The following is an 18,422-nucleotide window of genomic DNA, read 5'->3' as shown; positions in this document are numbered from 1 at the left end:
GGAGTTACACACGACCCCTGATGAAGACTATTGGACTTGTCCGACATTTTAAAGTGAATAAGGAGTTTCCGATCCGCCAGATGGTTACCGTCAGCGAGCTGGTAACATGGCTCGAGGAATATGATGTAGCCGAGATCGAAATGGGCACCACTGATCTACGCGGATTAAACTGGGAAATCTGCTTTGCCAGCGATTTGCCGCGCGCGATCAAGACGGCGCAGTTTATTTATGGCGGTGAGATTGTGATTATGCCGGAGCTGCGCGAGATTACCCCACCCACCTTTAATACGGAGCTACGCTTTCCCTTTATCGGCTGGGCTGCCTTCGCCCGCATTGCGCCGCTACTGAGCAGACGGTACAAGCGTATGGTCGCGGAAGCCAATGCACGTATTGACCGCGCACTAGATGTGATTCTGGCTTCTAACGCAGAGCATATTCTAATCGTCAGCCACTGGGCGCTTATGCTGTATATGCGCAAGCAGCTGATCAAACGAGGCTTTACCGGTCCACGCATGCGCATGGTCGAGAATGGCAAGCTGCATCTGTTCCGCGATAGTGAAGCCGAAGCAGTACGACGGCAGATTCTGCGGCAAAAAGGCAAATGAGCCGCACGTAATCAGCCGTTTTGCTGCTGACGGTTTCGTCCGTTGATAAATAGCTCAATCGTCTCCAATTCTTCTTCATTCAGCTCTCGCTCTAGCTTGGATTGCAGCTGCTGAATAATAAAGGCTTCATCGTTATCATCATCTCGCACGAGTAAAGCAATCGTTTCTAACAAATCCAGCTGCTGGTGGAACGTCTCGCCATCCCATGTTTCAGCGTGATGCGAACGAATCGCAGTATCCACGTCAAACTGACGTAATGCCTGAATGAGCGGCAAGGTATGTTCTGCTGTATATTCGTTCGGCGTTACATGAATATTCGGATAGATACAATCGCCGAGGAATAGTACTTTATCTTCTTTTACATAAACGGTGGTCGAATCAGCGGAATGATCGCCGCCAACATGCTCAATGATACAATGCACACGACCGAGATCCATCTCTAGTCTGCGTTCAAATGTAATATCTGGTGTAGGCAGCAGAATATCACGCGTCTCTACATGTTCCTTCTTGATCGCATCGGCGCAAAACGCAATCTCGCTTCCCTCTGCTACCCGCTGATCCAGCGCTTCGTCATTCCATTTCAATCGCTGCATCTTTTTAATTTCTGCGGTGGTCATCGTCTGGGCAATGATTGTTGTATTCGCCTGATTCATGCCAAAGACATGATCCCAGTGCCAGTGGGTCAGCACTAGACAACGCGGGGAAACATCCATTTTCACCAGCTGATCAATAAAATATTGAATATGGGCAGACGAATTGCCTGCATCCACCAGCAGTGTTGATTTGGTACCTGTAATCGCCGCCAAAATGGGACGATCCGTTTCCTGATATGGGGTAAGATAATGAATATGCGAGGATAGATGCTGCATAATCTGCATACGTTGTAGCTCCTGTTCCGGTGAGTATCGACCAGCGATTACACGGTCATGATTTCTTCACCTTGCTTGTGATAGTCGTGCATATCCATCATGAAGATGTTCATTTGCATCTCTCTATTGTACTACACGGATCAGCGATGACCCAAACGTCACTTCTACATCGCGAATGATCTACTGGATGATCTACTCTCTCGCCCGCTCCATTAGCGCCATGAGCTTGACCTCGGTTGCTGAATCTTGTACCGGCGTATAGATGCTGCAACGCAGATCGCTATCGCCCTGCACGATGAACGAGCTTAGCTCAAACAGCATTTTGCCACCACGGGCATGACGAAATTCCAGCACTACCTGCGGTGCGGAACTCACCTTACTCTCCTCCCACAGTGGATTGAAATCGGGATACGTTTCCTTCATCGTTTCCAAAAAGCGTTCATACCATTCATCATCCACATACTGCCCATAATACGCTCGGAAAATGGACAGAAAATCACCAGCAAAATCCTTCCAATTGACCGCCAAACGGCGAAATTCCTTACGTTCAAACAACAGACTGATCATATTCCGCTGCGCCTCCGGCACCTGTTCAAAATCAAGAAAGACATGCCGTGCCGCTTCGTTCCAGCCAACGATATTGCAATGCCGATCGGAGATGATCGCTGGACAATATCGCAGCTGCTCTAGAATCTTCGCTAGCGACGGACTGATCTGCGGAATCTCTTCCAATGCAGGCACGATACTAGTGCTTTTATCCATGGCGAGTGAAAATAAATATTTGCGTTCATCGTTGGTCAATTGCAGTGCCGCCGCTATATTTTCCAGCACCGAAGCAGATGCCTGAATGTCTCTGCCCTGCTCTAGCCATGTATACCACGTTGTACTCACTCCAGCGAGCTGTGCCACTTCTTCCCTGCGCAATCCGGGTGTACGCCGCCGTAAGCCCGCATTCAGCCCAACTGACTGCGGGGTGATTCGTGCACGCCTTGCCTTTAGAAAATCGGATAACGCATGTAGTCTTGCCTGCTGATTCATAGCTACTCCCTTTCCAGCCATTAGCCTGTTAGCCTGTTAGCCTGTTAGCCTGTTAGCCTGTTACAAATTATACCCGTATAAACGATAACTTGTACTAGGATATGTTAGATGGCATGATTATATCATAAACAGAACAAGTTTAGGATGAAATGAAGCGGCTTACGCAGTACACACTACCATTTCATCACGCTATACCTATGCAAGAAACGCAGCAGTTGAGCTAACGCTATTACTTTTCAACAATATGTACAGATATATAAGGAGGAAGCAGGATGGAACGGGTAGTTATTACAGGCATGGGGGTTATTTCTCCGATTGGAAACGATGTAGATACATTCTGGCAGGCGCTAAGTAACGGACAATCTGGTATCTCTGCCATTGATGCGTTTGATACTGAGCGGTTTAAAACGAAGTTTGCAGGTATTGTACGGGACTTTGACGCAGAGGCATTATTCGGGCGTAAGGAAGCACGTCGGATGGATCGGTTTGCCAAATTTGCAGTCGCAGCAGCTGAACAGGCTGTTCAGGATGCAGGGCTAGATATGGAACAGGTGGACCGTGAGCGGGTAGCCGTGTATGTCGGCTCTGGCATCGGCGGTATTGATACGCTGATTGAGCAGCAGACGACGCTGTTGAAGCGTGGACCGGAGCGTATTAGTCCGCTGCTTGTACCAGTGATGATCGCCAACAGCGCTGCCGCCACGATCAGCATTCGGCTAGGCAGCTGGGGACCAACGCTCTGTCCTGTCACTGCCTGCTCTATCGGCAATACAGCAATCGGCGAAGGATTGCGACTGATCCGTTCTGGTGATGCAGATGTGGTGATCGCCGGTGGCGCGGAAGCAGCGATCAACGAAGTATCGCTTGCTGGCTTTAGCAATGCGACAGCTTTATCACAGCGAAACGATGATCCAGCCGCCGCTAGTCGACCGTTTGATGCAGAGCGAGATGGCTTTGTCATGGCAGAGGGCGCTGGTATTGTCGTGCTGGAATCGCTTCGTCATGCACAGGCACGGCAAGCGAATATCTATGCCGAGGTGATCGGTTACGGTGCTAGCTCGGATGCGTACCATATGGTAGCGACTCATCCAGAAGGTCGGGGCGCTGTACAAGCGATGCGGCAAGCATTGAAAAATGCCGGTATCACTACCGACGATGTGGATGTAATTAGTGCGCATGCGACCAGCACATCTGTTGGCGATATTTCGGAAACAAAGGCGATCAAGGAGCTGTTCGGCGAGCGCGCTCATACTATTCCGGTTACTGCTAACAAGTCGATTACTGGGCATATGCTCGGTGCAGCAGGCGGCGCCGAAGCGATCGCGCTTGTGCAGATGCTACAGCATGGACTGATTACGCCAACCATCAATCTGGAACACCCAGATGAACAATGTGATCTTGATTATGTGCCGAATACAGCAAGACAAGCGGATCTGAAGATTGGACTATCCAATTCGTTCGGCTTTGGCGGTCATAATGCTGTTATTGTGCTCAAAAAATTTGAGCAATAATTCTATAGACATGGCGAAAGACGGTATGAATCCATTCATACCGTTACGCTTGTTTTTGCAGGTATACATAGTATGGAGTTGATAGATAATATCAGTTGGTTGCAATCAATCCACCTGTCGGGTAACGACCAGCTTATGCTTGTACGGCTCCGCTACTTTTAAAATAGCTGGCTTGGATTCGCGTTCAAATCGATGATTCCAGTACAACCGATCCATCAATTCCAACACATTGATTCGTTCCCGATCTGGATCGGTTCCAATCTTTTGTCTCAAAAAGCGTTGCAGCATGCGACCATCACGCACAAATGGAGATGGTGTGAGGAAAATGATCTGGTCTGCCAAAGCAAAGCTCGGAATAAGCCATTCCATCAAATTCCCTTCCACAATCCATGCTTCCTGTGCCATGATGTCCATTAATAGCCGCTGACGCACTGCTGGGGTATTGCGGCGTCTACGCCTGCCGTCCCGTGTCCATAACAGTGATTCCAGCGAGTAAAATGGAATTCCCAGCTTATCCGATAAACGAATCGCCAGCTCCGTTTTGCCGCTTCCAGGTGCGCCGACAATATGTATTCTTTTGGGCGATGGCATGACGACGACCTCCTCATTCAGCGCGTTTGTCCGTAGCGCCTGCACCATATCGAATCGTGGTAGATATAGGCATGTGTAGTAGTTATATGTGTGCTGCAATAAAAGTTCTTATTCTATCATTAACCCGTCCGAAGCAAGCATGCAACAGCTCGCCGCTTACATACGATCAACAGATCGTCATCGCATCTGTTATCATACTACCAGAACCAGTATGGAGAGGGAAATATGCGCGAAGAACGATAATTGATCAACAATGGGTTTACAAATAGACGAGCTGAAAATATTTCGTATGAATCGGTAAATAGGCGTATCCTTTTTTAATGTTCATTCGTTTACAGGATATCAGCCGGCTGAACGTGCTATGATGCAACTAACTCATTATTCCGTAACCGGAATCAACAAAGGAGGGCCCCCTATATGGCCTTTGTGAACTCCGTAGTCATTGATCGCAGTGATAGATGGGCGCATCAGCAACATGCGCAAGAGCAGCTTCCATCTTCTTCATGTTATGAACATTCCGATTTTGAACATCATTCGATGATGAAGCACACCCATTTGACTCACGATCAGCATGTTTCACCTTATAACCATCAGCAGAATACACATTCTTGCCTGTCCGATACGAAGGATGATCAAAGTAGCACAGCAGCGATACCTTCCAGCGTATCGTTCTCTACAAATGATGCGCTGATCGGTACTCTCAAGCCGCTATATCGCTATTGTCTGAGTCTGACGCGTTCCGAATGGGATGCGCAGGATCTAGTGCAGGATACCTTACTACGCGCTTGGCAGCGTCAAACGTCTGAAGGTATCGATATTTCGCAGTATCAGGAGGCGTATCTCATTCGGATGGCACGCAACCTATGGACGGATAATCGGCGTCGGCAGACGGTATTGCAGCATAAATTGCAATGGCTAGGCGGAACGTTAGAGCAGACGGAAACGGGGAATCTCGCACAGCAGCAGCTTGAAGCTGAACTGGCTATTCAGCAATTGCTGAATGTGTTATCGCCGCTACAGCATGTTGTCTATGTGCTACGTGAGCTGTTGAATTATACAGCAGCGGAAACGGCACACCGGCTGCATACAAGCGAAGGAGCCGTCAAATCCGCGCTCAAGCGTGCGCGTATCGCATTGGATCGGTGTCGACAAAACGCCGAAATGCAAACAGACAATGCGCTCCATCCTACGACTGATGCAGCGAAGTATAATCCTAGTGATGCGGTCAAGCACTCTTCCAAAAAACCTGCCTTCTCTGCTGCAAATATACAGACCGATCCGCAAAACAGTTCATTGCTGCGCGATTATCTTGCTGCTTTTCGCAATGGACAGACGGATGAGCTGATCCAGCTTATTCTTAACACAGCTGCCGATCCAACAGCATTAGCACCCGTTGTGATTGGACAACTAACACGTACACCGTCTGACAAGCGTGCGAATGTCACTCCGTCTATGCGCACCCAAGCGATGAAGAGTAGATTCGAGTCGATGCGATATGCTTATTCGCAATATCGATACTCTGCATAGACTTGTTCATGCGATGAGACTGTCCTATGCTATGTGGATACTATATCGATCATGCACTGTACTATAACCATGCTTCCTTTTATAGGAGAAACCTGCACCGTCCTTCGCGATGATATGTAAGGCTACAGACAAGAATGTGCCTGATCTGCCTGATGGTCGATTTCCCATTTCATGCCTACTTACAGGCAGACTAGGAGCTGAAACCTATGGCAACTATCCCTTATGTGATTGAACAAACCGATCGCGGTGAACGCAGTTACGATATTTATTCTCGACTACTGAAAGACCGGATCATTATGATCAATGGCGAAATTGAAGACCAGATGGCGAATCTGATCGTCGCCCAGCTGCTGCATCTAGCAGCCGAGGATGACAAAAAAGATATTCATATGTACATCAATAGTCCGGGTGGCTCCGTCAGCGCAGGCTTTGCCATTTACGATACAATGCAGTTCGTTAAACCAGACATCTCCACCATTTGCACCGGGATGGCGGCTAGCTTCGGCACGATTCTGCTTGTCGGTGGTACCAAGGGCAAACGGTTAGCATTGCCAAATAGTGAGATTATGATTCACCAGCCGCTCGGCGGCGCCAAGGGTCAAGCGTCCGATGTGCTGATCTACGCCGAACGTCTGCTGCGCAGCCGAAAAAAGCTGAATGAACTGCTGTCTGATCGCACTGGTCAACCGATTGCCAAGATCGAAAAAGACACTGATCGCGATTTTTATTTTAGTGCCGAAGAAGCCGTCGAATACGGTCTAGTCGACAAAATCATCAGCAAATGCTGAGGTGTCGGATCAAGGCAATCAAGCAACAGGTGTGAATACACAAACAAGCCTGCTACAGCAGCTATAGGATGAGAATCCTGATGCTAAGAGCAGGCTTGTTTTTGTTTTGACTTATCCCTTCGTTGCGCCAGCTGTCAGTCCATGCACAAGGAACCGCTGCAAGAACATGTACAGTACTGTAATCGGCAATGCCACCAGCACCGAGCCTGCGGCGAACAGCGTAAACTCCGTACTGGAATAGCTGTTCACCAGCTCATACAACCCTACCGCCAGCGTCCAATTTTCTCGCGAACGCAAGATTAGTCGAGCAAAAATAAAATCGACCCATGCGCCCGTAAACGTCGTAATCGCAATATACGTAATAATCGGCGTTGATAGTGGCAAAATAATACGCCGAAAAATCTGAAAATGGCTTGCTCCATCCAGCAGTGCAGATTCTTCCAATGCACGCGGAATCGTATCAAAGAAGCCCTTAGCGACAAACATCCCCAGTGCTGCGCCCGATGTATACACTAGCACCAGCGCCCAAGGCGAATTGAGCAGATTCATTTGCAGCAGAATCACATACACAGCAATCATACTCATAAAGCCTGGAAACATGCCAAGAATCAAAATGACCGACATCATCGTCTGTCTACCTTTGAACCGGAAGCGGGACATCGCATACGCGGTCAAAATTTGTACCAGCGTACCCAGCACCATACTGCTAACCGCTACTTTCAGCGTATTCCAGTACCACTTCACATATGGCAAATCCTTATCAGACTGGGTGCGGAACAGATCGGCATAATGCTGTAGCGTCAGGTTTTGCGGAATCAACGTTTCACTGTACAGCGAGTCGCCTTCCTTGAACGAGGATAAAATGATCCACATCGCCGGATATACACAGGCGATAGCGATCAGACCAAGCAATATATAGCTGAATGCCAGCTTGATGCGTTTTTTCTGTTTCATTGGATCATATCCTCCTCTTTGAAGGAGCGGCTGCGCCGGTAATTGTAAAGCGAGAACGCCGCAATAATGATAAAGATAATAATGCCGATTGCGGAAGCGAAGTTATAGCGCTGATTGTCCAGCGTCAGCTTGTACAGCCACGTGACCAGCAAATCGGTACTACCCGCATACGCATAATCTCCATTCGCTGGTAACCCATTGGTCAGCAGGAAGATCACGTTAAAGTTATTAATATTGCCCGCAAACTGCATGATCAGAATCGGTGCCGTCTGGAACAGCACAAACGGCATCGTAATATTGCGGAATTTCTGAAATCCTGTCGCTCCATCCACTTCCGCTGCTTCATACAGATCGCGCGGAATCGCTGTTAGCACACCCAGCACTAGGATCATCGATACCGGAATCCCAATCCACATATTGACGAGAATGACGGTTACCTTTGCCCAGAACGGATCGTTCAGCCACGGTACACCACCCAATCCAAGCATACGCAAATACTGATTGACCGGACCGAACTGGTAATTGAGCAGATTGCGCATAATAAGCAGCGAGATAAACTGCGGAATGGCGTACGGCAAAATGAATAGTGTGCGCCAGAAGCCCTTGAACCGAATCCCCTGCTGCTCAATCAGCAGCGCTACCAGAATTCCGCCAAAATACGTCGTGATCGTCGCTACAACAGCCCAGATGACTGTCCATGTCAATACACCTATAAATGTATGGCTCCACGCCTCTAGTGTTACCAGATTGGTAAATGTGCGGAATCCTACCCAATCGACCAGACTTTTCGGCGGAATATGATCTGGTGCCGAATAGTTCGTAAATGCCATCAATACCATAAAGATAATCGGCAAAATCGTAAATACAAGCACCCCGATGGTTGGCAGCGCCAGCAGTACATACGGAAAGCCCTGATCGCCCAACAGACGCCATGTTTGACGGAAACCGTTCACCTGCATCCCGCGCTCATGCTTCTTACCGATTCGGTAAGCGTCCTTAATGTTGGCAATGTAAAAGCACGCCAGCAGCACAATATACAGCAGCGCCACCAGACCGTAAATCATCATAAAGATCGAATGGTCGCCCGGCACATTACGATACAGTCGACCGACCTTTTCTAAATGGGCAGGCTGTTCACCCAATGTAACCAGCCCCCACAGATTGGTAGCAAGCCCGTTCAGAATCAGGTATAGACTGACCAGACCAGCGAGCAGAAACAGTCCGCCCTTGACCCACTGGCGGTTGTACATCTGCCCGGCACCCATAATGACAGCGGAGAGCACAGCGGCTGTCGCTGCGCTCCCCATTCCAGCAGTTCGTTTTGGATGAATGGCTGCCTTGTTCATCATTATTGCCCTGTCGAAATGTTACTCTTCATCTGACTGACGAGATTGTCCAATGCCTGCTTCGGATCTTTGTTATCATTCCAGATCGACGACATGGCTGCTTCCATCGGTGACCAGAATTGCGCCATCGCTGGAATGGACGGCATCGGTACGGAATTCTCGAATTGCTTCAAGAATACGGATGCGATCGGATCGCTTTGTACTGTTTTGCTGGCAGCGGCTGCCTTGTTGGAAGGTAGTGCGCCGTTCATTTCAAAGTTTTTCAACTGCCATTCTTCAGATGTAATAAAATCAGCAAACAGTTTGGATGCGTTTGGATATTTGGTATATGCGTTCACAAAATACGCTTTAATACCAGAGAATGGCGTCATAGGCTTACCATTTGGCAGATTCGGATACATGCCAACACCGAGATTTTTCACGCCTTCCTTGAGTGAGCCAGTATCCCATGGTCCGCTAATATTCATAGCCAGCTTGTTCGATGTGAACAGCGACTTTTTGATGTCAGCGTTGATGTCGGATGTTTTGAGTGGCAAAATTTTGTTCAGACTTTGGATAAAGGTTGCCCCTTCCACTGCCTGCTCATTGTTCAGCCCAATATCATTGGCGTCCGTACCGTTGCTGCCAAATACATAACCACCGTATCCACCAAGGAATGGGAAGACATAATATCCGTTTCCTACTTCCCACATAATCGCAAATTTATTAGCTTTGGTATCATTGAAGGTGTCGGCGAATTGGATCACACCATTCCAATCTGCTGGCACGCTGTCGATCAGATCTTTGTTATAAAACACAGCTGTTGTCTCAACCGACTTTGGATAGCCGTACAGAATACTGTTGTACGTTAGCGCTTGAATTGCCAGATCACTGTTGCGAGAACGTGTATCTTCCTCAAACCAGTCATTCGGCAAAATAACCCCTGCCGCTTCTCCCTGTCCGATCTGATCATGCACACCAGCGAATACATCAGCACCTACACCTGCCGGACCGTCGGTCACCATTTGTCCCATTGACTTATCTGGACCCAACTCGGCGAAGGTAACATCGACATTGTATTTTTCTTTGAATGCTTTTGCCGCTTCTTCGATAAATGACTTCTGATCGCCGCTATCCCATACTGTCAGCTTGGCTCCATCCTCAGGCAGCAACTCTTGCATATCTTCACCAGTTGCTGGCGTTCCCGCAGGATCAGCTGTCGTACTTCCTGTACTCCCTCCATTTCCACATGCTGACAATAACAGCAGCACAATGAGAAGTGCGCTGAACAGGGCACCATACTTTTGACGTAACATATTCATTCATCCTTCCGTTATGTAATCAATATAGCGCTTCCACATATGCAGTCGAACAACGATCACGATGCCAATTGGCAGATGGAATGCAGGTATATGTTGCAGCAACATGTATCAAATAGGCAGTCGTAAAGCCTGTACATGCTCGCAATCCCAAAAAGATCACGATCATCAAACAACGCGTATATCACTATGCTTACATCTATACGGCGGTCTGCCCCAACTCTGGTATCACTCTGAAATAACACAACCAGAATAAGCACCGTTTATGTCAGCATTTGCGCAAACGTTTGTTCAATTGAGCGTAAAAATCTCTTCCGACCTCCAACAAAATTCCATTTACACCAATTAAATTATGTATATGACGCATTGGAAACGCTTAATCAAGCAAATTCATCATAACTCATAATTCACTTTTGTTAAAACGTTTGCACAAATCATTTCTAGCGATTTATGTCCATTTTGGGCAGATAATCCCTATTATGCTCTGTCTATCTGCTTCGCATACAATATATTTTCATTTTACGACATTCAGGTTATGATGAATGGAAGGTTTACACCTATGCTGAACTTCGATTACCATATAAACACATCCTGCATTGGTCTGACTGATTCTTCATTGCAGAATGGCTGTCAAATAGAGATAATGAAAGCAACACTCATGTTTGTTTTTGCATATTGGAAGTCTATGTAGACTGTGCTCTACTGCATACTCTACATACTATAGATGATCATTCGAGGAGGTACATATGTCAGTTACAATCAAAGATGTCGCTAAACGGGCGGGCGTATCTCCTTCTACCGTATCGCGCGTGCTGTCCAATCATCCACGCATTAGCCATGCCACGTCTGAGAAAGTGAAGGCGATCATGGAGGACATGGGCTATCACCCCAATATTATGGCTAAGAGTCTCGTTTCCAAAACAACCCATAGCCTAGGTGTCATTTTGCCCAAGCCAGCAGAAGAGTTATTTTTGAATACATTCTTTATGGAATTGATTCGCGGCATTGTTGCGCAAGCGAATCGAAGCGGCTATGATGTCGTACTCAGCTCTGGCTCTAGCGAGCAGGAAGAAGTGGATGCTGTGTCGCGTCTTGTGTATGGCGGACGGATTGATGGCGCGATTTTGCTCTATTCACGTAAAAACGATCCGGTGGTCGATTTTCTGAGTCGCAATCAATTTCCAGCTGTTCTGGTTGGACGCAGTGAGCAGCATAGCAATATGATCACCGTTGATACAGATAATGTGCAGGCAGCCGCCGACGCTACCCGTCACCTGATACAAATGGGACACCGCCGCATTGGATTTGTAAGTGGACCGCCAGAGCTGGTTGTATCACTAGACCGCATGGAGGGCTTCAAGCAAGCATTGCAAGAGGCTGGGTTGGAATTCCGCAAGGATTGGATCGTGGAAGGTGAATTTTTGCAGGAGAGCGGTTATCGGGCGATGTCCTTTTTCATGAATCTGCCGGAACGTCCGACAGCGCTTGTCGTGGTCGATGATGTGGTTAGCTTTGGTATTCTGCGCGGACTGCATGAGCTGGGCTATAAAGTACCGAATGATATTGCAATTGCCAGCTTTAACAATATCGCGCTGTCTGAGCTATCTACACCGCCGCTGACGAGTATCGATATCGGTATTTACCATCTCGGCTATACCGCCTCACAGGCGCTCATTCAGGCGATTCAGGACAAGAATAAGGACAGCATCGAGCCAGTGTATCAGCGTCATATCGTGCCGCATCGTCTCGTTTTGCGCGAATCCTCTATCTACTCTCCACCAGAATCGCGGTCATCTTCACCGCAACAATAAGATCATCTGCTAATAAGAATCAGATTAGTTGTATATCGACGCTCTTTGGATATATCTAGAATAAAGACCAGCTACTAATAGTAAAAGCCTTCTTTTCTACCCTATAGGATGGAAAAGAAGGCTTTTTTACAAAGAAATGCGTATATTTTAATGTAATTTTAAGGAGGTCATCACATTGTATTAAAGATCAGGCGCTACAATACATATACAGACAGGCAAGACACCTCAGCCTTACCGGTGATGCCCGCTCTGTATACAAGCCGTTCCGGTCGTTTCTATCTTACCGGTCTTCGGCAGCGACTTTGATCACGAGGAGGGCTCCATCATGAGAAAGGATACTGATTTATCCCTGTGGATGACGCAATTTTTGTGCAGCCCCGATTCCATTAAGGAAGAACGTTTGGCTGAAGCAGAGGAGGAACACAATCCTGTACTGCTGGAAAGCATTCGTTTCCACCTTGAATTGCGCAATCGTTATGATTTGCTGGAACACCATTCGCTTCGATAATCATCTGTTGATGTTATATTAAAAGAACCCTCCATCCTAAGTCGGATCGAGGGTTTATTGCTTTATTGCCAGCGACATGTTGGCTTTTTGCTTATTCGGTGTACCCTGTAGTATTGTTCTGCTTGCAGCACATCAGAGCCGTTACCCCTAACGGCTCTGATGGGTTAGCTTGATGAGTCGCTAGATGTAGCTCTCATTCGCTTTTATTCCATTTCGCTTACCTTTTCTTAATCATTATCATAATCGTCGTCGTCATGATCATCATAATCTTTATCGACCGTTACTACTTTGCCAGTAGCAGCATCGACTTCAACGGTAGCTTCACCACCCGTGAATTTCAGTTCCACTTCATACTGAATGCGTCCATCTTCACGATCACGCTCTACATCAGTTACAGTACCGTTCACAGCTGTTTTCGCTACAGCGATAGCTTGCTCCGCAGTTTTGATCTTCAGATTGCTATTGTTGGTTGTAGCAGAAGACGATTGATTGTTGCTACGATCATACGCGTCATCATCGTCGTTATCATCATTGACCGAACGGATTACGCTACCAGTTACTGCGTCAATATGCACGTCCACGTCGGAAGCATTCGTACGATCTACATCGACTTCATAATACAGTTTGCCGTTTTTGCGTTCCAGTTCGATACTATCTACCACTCCACCCGGTACACGTTGTAGAGCGATAGATTCGGCACGTTGCATACCGATCACGTTACTGGACACGCTGTTATTCGTAGGTGTAGTACCTGATGTATTGTTATTGCTTGTTGCAGCTACTACAGTACCTGCTGTACCAAGTGTAATCGCTGCGGTAAGTACGCCGATTCCTGCTTTGCGGTTCATCCATTTGTTCATCATTGTGTGTTTCCTCCTCTGAATATTCGGATTGATTTGAGTTTCCAGCCGGTCTGATGGCTGTACCAGGCAGTTCATTCTGTGTTAGATCGTCCTTCTGTGCCGGAGATGGAACCCGATATGTTCTGCTAACCGGAAGGGACGATTTCTGTGCTGCATTTTATGCTGCAAGCTGTTGCCTGTACCTGCCTGGCTGCAACCGAAGGGATGTGTATTCCGGTTGTGCCTGCCGGGCTATGCTATAAATATAACGTCCACAAATGAGATGACTCTGATAATCAGATTAGAAATTGATGAGAAAGATTACATACGTGGTGAATGATGGATCATATTACATCATTGAAGCTTTCATCTAAAAAAACCAACCTGTTGACATGATGTCATATAGGTTGGTTTTTATAGTAAGTCTCTGATTCTCTTTGTGACGATCATCAGTATATCCTGTTGAGCATCCTAGTCTGTTATTTATCGTCCTCGTCCTCTTCATCATCCCAAGTCACTGACATGACAGCGCCTGTAATGGAATTGATCTGCACGACAGCTTCGCGATCATCAGGGGTATCAATTTCGACCAGATAGTATTGCTGACCGTTTTTGGAATTGTGTTCATATTTGACATCATCCACTTCGCCTTTGACTTGACTACGGGCGATTTGCTCCGCTTGTGCGCCAGTTACGGAAACGGCAGTTGGTGACTTTGAGCTAGATGGTTTGGATGAACCACTTGAATCTGTATCGTTCGTCTGCTCGCTATTGGACGAATGGGAAGCTTCGGATGGCTTTGCATTTGATTCTGTTGCCGCCTCAGCTGAAGGAGAACTCTGGCTATCTGTCGACTGGGAATCCGACGAATGAGTATGGTTCGTTGTACTCCCATTGGGTTCATTGCTATTCGTATTAGAAGATGCACTGGACGATGAATTGCCAGATGGCTCTGTATCGGCACTTGCATTTCCGTTGGAATTGGAATCGGCAGCAGTGAGGGGCGAAGTTGCTTCCATTTGTTTGATCGTTTGCATCTCTCCACTGCGTCCGTCCATCGTCAGCAGATACATGCCCTGCTGCGATTTCAATTGTACCTGATAGATCCCATTTTCCTGAATAATCTGTGTGATCTGCCCTGGGTATTCTTTCTGCACTCGATCACTGATCTGAGCCGCGGTCAGCTGTGGCTGTGCTTGACGAAGCGTATTCCATGTCAGTATGCCTACACAAGCTATCATAATCAACACAGCCGCCCCTGTGAGCCACCAGCGTCTGTTGGTCTGTTTCATCTAAATCTTCCCCCTTTGATGCACCTTGATCTATTGGCTCTGTCATTCGATACTTCTAATACTATGAAGAAATGTATAGCAATCACGAAATAATTATATTATGAAACCGAACGGATTTTATATCATAACGCCAAAACGCCTATATACCGTCTCTTATGAAACAGTATACAGGCATTTAATTAGAATTCGCTGAGAAAACAGCAAGATGTTCAGCGGTTGCAGGTAATGTAACGATAGCGGTTGTCCCTTCGTTTTCCACACTTTCAAGCCGTACCGAGCCGCCCAGCGCTTCTGCAATCCGTTGTGCCAGTGTCAACCCCAAGCCAGAGCCACCGGTTTCTTGTCGCACTCTCGCCTGATCCACTCGGTAAAAGCGATCAAACACTTTGGGCAATTCTTGCTGCGGAATACCGATACCGCGGTCGGTAATACGAATACAGCGATTACGCTGGGACACACGTGCTGACGCCTCATTTGACTTGGGCAGTTCTGTATCTGTAACATGATCCAGCGAAAGGTGGAGCGTAATAGAATCACTACTATATTTGCGCGCATTATCCAGCAAAATAAATAGCAGCTGGCGCAGCTTACCTGCATCGGTCTGAATAACGAGCAGTGCCTCATCATGCTCCAATTGCTTATCAACCGCAATATTCAGCTGACGATTATACGCCTGCTGAAATTCGCGTGCCAACTGCTCCGCCTGTTGACGCAGATGAACTGGCTCCAATGTCAGATTCCACTGCTCCTCATGACGCGCAAGCAGCAATAACTGCTCGGTCATTTCCTTCATGCGTACCGCTTCCGAATGAATCGCCTCGACCGACTCCAAAAACAGCTCTGGTCGATCCAAGCCTCTCCGCTTCAACAGACTAGCATAGCTTTCGATAATCGTTAACGGGGTACGCAGTTCGTGTGAAGCGTTGGAAACGAATTGCTTTTGCTTATCATAGTTAGCTTCCAGCAGATCGATCATCCGATTGAAGTTCTCGCCCATCTCGTACAACTCATCACGTGAGCGCTCCGGTAGCTCGATACGCTTAAATTTGCCACTGCGGCGAATATCCTTCATCGTCGACGTAAGTGCAGTAATTGGACGAATCACAATCCGTCCTAGCACCTGCCCCGATAGAAACACTGGAATCATCGCCAGCCCCGTTACGATCAGCAATACCAATTCCAATACATTCAAATACTCTTCCGTCTGCCGCAAGCTTTCAGTCACCTGAATATCGACGACACGTCCATCGCTCCAGATTACTGGCACAGAGACAAATACATAACGATGACTGCCAATCGTGACTACTTCCGACATTCTACTCTCGCTATAGCTCACTGGACGTTTGGATAATTCCTGCTCACCGGACGATGTAACCAACAAGGAATTGCTACCTTGCTGAGTGACGATTCGAATCATCCCTTCCAATGGTACATACGCACGCAGCAGATCGGCAGCCTGTGTATCCGCCGCGGACAGACGGATGTTATCGGCTGTTTTGGTTGTTTGCGATTCGATGCGACTCTGCTGTTCACGAATCGTCAATGTACTGAATACCAAGTAGACCAATACGTTCGTGGCGATGAATAGCAAGGCAAATAGAACAGACGAATACAGATGAATCTTATGCCTTAGCTTCATGATGGCTCCCGCAATACATAGCCGACGCCACGTACCGTCTGAATTAAGTCATGCTCATGTCCCTGATCAATCTTTTTGCGGACATAGCGGATATACACATCCACCACATTCGTATCACCATAATAATCATAGCCCCAGACCGCCGCCAAAATCTGGTCGCGATTGAGCACTTGTCGTTTATTGGTCAGCAAATAAGCAAGCAGATCAAATTCGCGCGGTGTCAGCTCCACCAACTGTCCAGCACGCTCTACTTCACGCGTACTCTCATTTAGACGCAAATCCGCTGCCTGCATCCAGCCATCTGCATGCGGATTGGATGCAGTGGATTGACTTTGCTGTTCCCGCAGACGCAGTGAAGCACGGATACGCGCAAGCAATTCTTCAATTTGAAAAGGCTTGGTTACATAGTCATTGGCACCAAGATCCAGCCCAGCCACTTTGTCCTCGACCGAATCGCGCGCCGTCAGCAAAATAACCATGATACCCGAATCAACCGAGCGAATGCGCCGCAAAATCTCAATTCCACTCATTTCCGGCAGCATCACATCCAGCAGCACCAGATCCCATTGCCCTTCCTGATACATATCCCATGCTTGTGCCCCATTGTAAGCTTGGGTAACATCGTAGCCTTCCGCCTCCAGCTCAATTTGCAGTAGGCGGGAGATTTTATGTTCATCTTCAACAATCAATATGCGAGGCATTTCATTCCTCCTTGTTGCCGATGATTTTCTGGTAGCTAGCAATATCTAGCCAGCGATCAAATTTGCGTCCCACTTCGCGGAAATGGGCACATTTCTCATATCCACGACGTTCAAATAATCGAATGCTATTTTCATTCTCCGTACAGACTGTTGCTACTAGCGTATGGAACCCACTCTGCATTGCCGCTTGCTCGATAAACGTTAGCGATTGGCTTCCTAGTCCCCTACCTGTCTGATCCGGCTTCAAATAAACAGTAATTTCGGCAGTCGTATCGTACGCCTGCTTGTTTTTGTGACGGGTAATCAGTATGTAGCCAAGCAATCGCTGCTCCTGCTGCCCATGCGTTGCATCTGTCGATTCTAGAATCGCGTACGAACGATAACGCTCTGGCACCTGCAAAATCTGCTCTCGCATCTGCTCCACCGTTTGCAGCTCGGTATGAAAAGAAACGGTTGTATGTTGAACATAATAATTATAAATGTCTACGACTTCAGGCAAATGCTGCTCCTGAATCGTATTAAATGTAATCGTCGTCTGCATATCCATTCCCCCGTCATATCAAATAATGCAATATTCGCTGCATCCCCAGCGCTCCCTGACGACGAATATTGCGGTCTTCAAACCCAGTTGCCAAATATAATTGACATGCTCGTTCATTTTTCTCATTTACGGCTAAAATCACTTCACGAATATGTGGGAAATGGCTGTTTACCAGCGTTCCCAGCTGCTTCATTGCTTGCTTACCATAGCCGTGTCCCTGTTGACGATAATCAATCAGTAAGGCACGCAGTAGCATAAGCTGCTCCGGCGGCGTATCGGTATATGATTGATACGTCGTTATGCCATCCCCTTCATGCAACACAAAAAAGCCAACCGCATGTCCTTCCGCCACCATGACGATCGGATGACGCTCTGGATCGCGCAGTGAAATAGATAACACCTCTGCTGGTAATGCCGTAAATTGATGCTGCTCTGCCGGAAGACCAAATGCCAATAGATCGTCCAAATATTGTGGATCGTATAAACATAACTCCACCTGCTGCTTAGATTCCTTGTGCTGCTCCGGTGACCGGAAGCCCTGTTTTGCATGTAAATCCATCT

The 18,422-nt window shown here is 47.4% G+C and carries 18 protein-coding genes; 6 read left to right on the top strand and 12 right to left on the bottom strand.

The window, feature by feature from the left end:
• Positions 1-20: 20 nt before the first annotated feature.
• Complete coding sequence (locus ABXR35_RS06890) at positions 21-605, top strand: histidine phosphatase family protein (RefSeq protein ID WP_367057318.1); 585 nt, start codon at positions 21-23, stop codon at positions 603-605.
• 11 nt (positions 606-616) lie between these two features.
• Here the strand turns inward: ABXR35_RS06890 and ABXR35_RS06885 are convergent, their stop codons facing one another.
• Together ABXR35_RS06885 and ABXR35_RS06880 are read right to left on the bottom strand one after the other, a co-directional pair.
• Positions 617-1,483, bottom strand: a complete 867-nt coding sequence (locus tag ABXR35_RS06885) for an MBL fold metallo-hydrolase (protein ID WP_367057315.1) — start codon at positions 1,481-1,483, stop codon at positions 617-619.
• A gap of 183 nt (positions 1,484-1,666) precedes the next feature.
• Positions 1,667-2,512, bottom strand: a complete 846-nt coding sequence (locus ABXR35_RS06880; protein ID WP_367057312.1) for a helix-turn-helix transcriptional regulator — start codon at positions 2,510-2,512, stop codon at positions 1,667-1,669.
• Positions 2,513-2,784: 272 nt separating this feature from the next.
• Between ABXR35_RS06880 and fabF the strand changes: the two genes are divergently transcribed.
• Complete coding sequence (fabF, locus tag ABXR35_RS06875; RefSeq protein ID WP_367057309.1) at positions 2,785-4,023, top strand: beta-ketoacyl-ACP synthase II; 1,239 nt, start codon at positions 2,785-2,787, stop codon at positions 4,021-4,023.
• Between the two features lie 105 nt (positions 4,024-4,128).
• On the opposite strand, the gene ABXR35_RS06870 is transcribed toward fabF, so the two are convergent.
• A complete protein-coding gene (locus ABXR35_RS06870) occupies positions 4,129-4,614 on the bottom strand; it encodes a P-loop NTPase family protein (RefSeq protein WP_367057306.1) in 486 nt (161 codons plus the stop codon).
• A gap of 417 nt (positions 4,615-5,031) precedes the next feature.
• Between ABXR35_RS06870 and ABXR35_RS06865 the strand changes: the two genes are divergently transcribed.
• Together ABXR35_RS06865 and clpP are read left to right on the top strand one after the other, a co-directional pair.
• On the top strand, positions 5,032-6,141 hold the full coding sequence (locus ABXR35_RS06865) for an RNA polymerase sigma factor (protein ID WP_367057303.1): 1,110 nt from the start codon (positions 5,032-5,034) through the stop codon (positions 6,139-6,141).
• 206 nt (positions 6,142-6,347) lie between these two features.
• Positions 6,348-6,929, top strand: a complete 582-nt coding sequence (gene clpP / locus ABXR35_RS06860; RefSeq protein WP_367057300.1) for an ATP-dependent Clp endopeptidase proteolytic subunit ClpP — start codon at positions 6,348-6,350, stop codon at positions 6,927-6,929.
• Positions 6,930-7,040: 111 nt separating this feature from the next.
• Here the strand turns inward: clpP and ABXR35_RS06855 are convergent, their stop codons facing one another.
• Genes ABXR35_RS06855 through ABXR35_RS06845 form a run of 3 tightly spaced genes read right to left on the bottom strand, consistent with a single transcriptional unit; the run spans position 7,041 to position 10,524 of the window.
• Positions 7,041-7,883: a sugar ABC transporter permease gene (locus ABXR35_RS06855; RefSeq protein WP_367057297.1), complete on the bottom strand. Its 843-nt coding sequence runs from the start codon at positions 7,881-7,883 to the stop codon at positions 7,041-7,043.
• Positions 7,880-9,232: a carbohydrate ABC transporter permease gene (locus tag ABXR35_RS06850; RefSeq protein ID WP_436669324.1), complete on the bottom strand. Its 1,353-nt coding sequence runs from the start codon at positions 9,230-9,232 to the stop codon at positions 7,880-7,882. Before ABXR35_RS06850 ends, ABXR35_RS06855 begins: the two co-directional genes overlap by 4 nt.
• Positions 9,232-10,524, bottom strand: coding sequence for a sugar ABC transporter substrate-binding protein (locus ABXR35_RS06845; RefSeq protein WP_367057294.1), 1,293 nt, complete (start codon positions 10,522-10,524; stop codon positions 9,232-9,234). The genes ABXR35_RS06850 and ABXR35_RS06845 overlap by 1 nt, the downstream gene beginning before the upstream one ends.
• Positions 10,525-11,273: 749 nt before the next feature.
• On the opposite strand from ABXR35_RS06845, the gene ABXR35_RS06840 reads away from it, so the two are divergent.
• Complete coding sequence (locus tag ABXR35_RS06840; protein ID WP_367057291.1) at positions 11,274-12,338, top strand: LacI family DNA-binding transcriptional regulator; 1,065 nt, start codon at positions 11,274-11,276, stop codon at positions 12,336-12,338.
• A gap of 325 nt (positions 12,339-12,663) precedes the next feature.
• Positions 12,664-12,846 (top strand): hypothetical protein, encoded by a 183-nt coding sequence (locus ABXR35_RS06835; RefSeq protein ID WP_367057288.1) that lies wholly within the window; start codon positions 12,664-12,666, stop codon positions 12,844-12,846.
• Between the two features lie 227 nt (positions 12,847-13,073).
• Here ABXR35_RS06835 and ABXR35_RS06830 read toward each other — a convergent pair whose 3' ends face one another.
• The 6 genes from ABXR35_RS06830 to ABXR35_RS06805 form a co-directional block, all read right to left on the bottom strand.
• Positions 13,074-13,709: a PepSY domain-containing protein gene (locus ABXR35_RS06830; protein WP_367057285.1), complete on the bottom strand. Its 636-nt coding sequence runs from the start codon at positions 13,707-13,709 to the stop codon at positions 13,074-13,076.
• A gap of 458 nt (positions 13,710-14,167) precedes the next feature.
• Complete coding sequence (locus tag ABXR35_RS06825) at positions 14,168-14,980, bottom strand: PepSY domain-containing protein (protein WP_367057282.1); 813 nt, start codon at positions 14,978-14,980, stop codon at positions 14,168-14,170.
• A 175-nt stretch (positions 14,981-15,155) separates the two neighbouring features.
• Positions 15,156-16,619, bottom strand: a complete 1,464-nt coding sequence (locus tag ABXR35_RS06820) for a sensor histidine kinase (protein WP_367057279.1) — start codon at positions 16,617-16,619, stop codon at positions 15,156-15,158.
• A complete protein-coding gene (locus ABXR35_RS06815; RefSeq protein ID WP_367057276.1) occupies positions 16,616-17,320 on the bottom strand; it encodes a response regulator transcription factor in 705 nt (234 codons plus the stop codon). The genes ABXR35_RS06820 and ABXR35_RS06815 overlap by 4 nt, the downstream gene beginning before the upstream one ends.
• Before the next feature lies 1 nt (position 17,321).
• A complete protein-coding gene (locus ABXR35_RS06810; RefSeq protein ID WP_367057273.1) occupies positions 17,322-17,861 on the bottom strand; it encodes a GNAT family N-acetyltransferase in 540 nt (179 codons plus the stop codon).
• 13 nt (positions 17,862-17,874) lie between these two features.
• Positions 17,875-18,420, bottom strand: a complete 546-nt coding sequence (locus tag ABXR35_RS06805) for a GNAT family N-acetyltransferase (RefSeq protein WP_367057270.1) — start codon at positions 18,418-18,420, stop codon at positions 17,875-17,877.
• Positions 18,421-18,422: the final 2 nt, after the last annotated feature.

This window comes from Paenibacillus sp. JQZ6Y-1 (assembly GCF_040719145.1).
GTDB classification, from domain to species: Bacteria; Bacillota; Bacilli; order Paenibacillales; family Paenibacillaceae; genus Saccharibacillus; species Saccharibacillus kandeliae.
The sequence above is the reverse complement of the archived record's forward strand: the minus strand, read 5'-3'. Positions and strand labels throughout refer to the sequence as shown.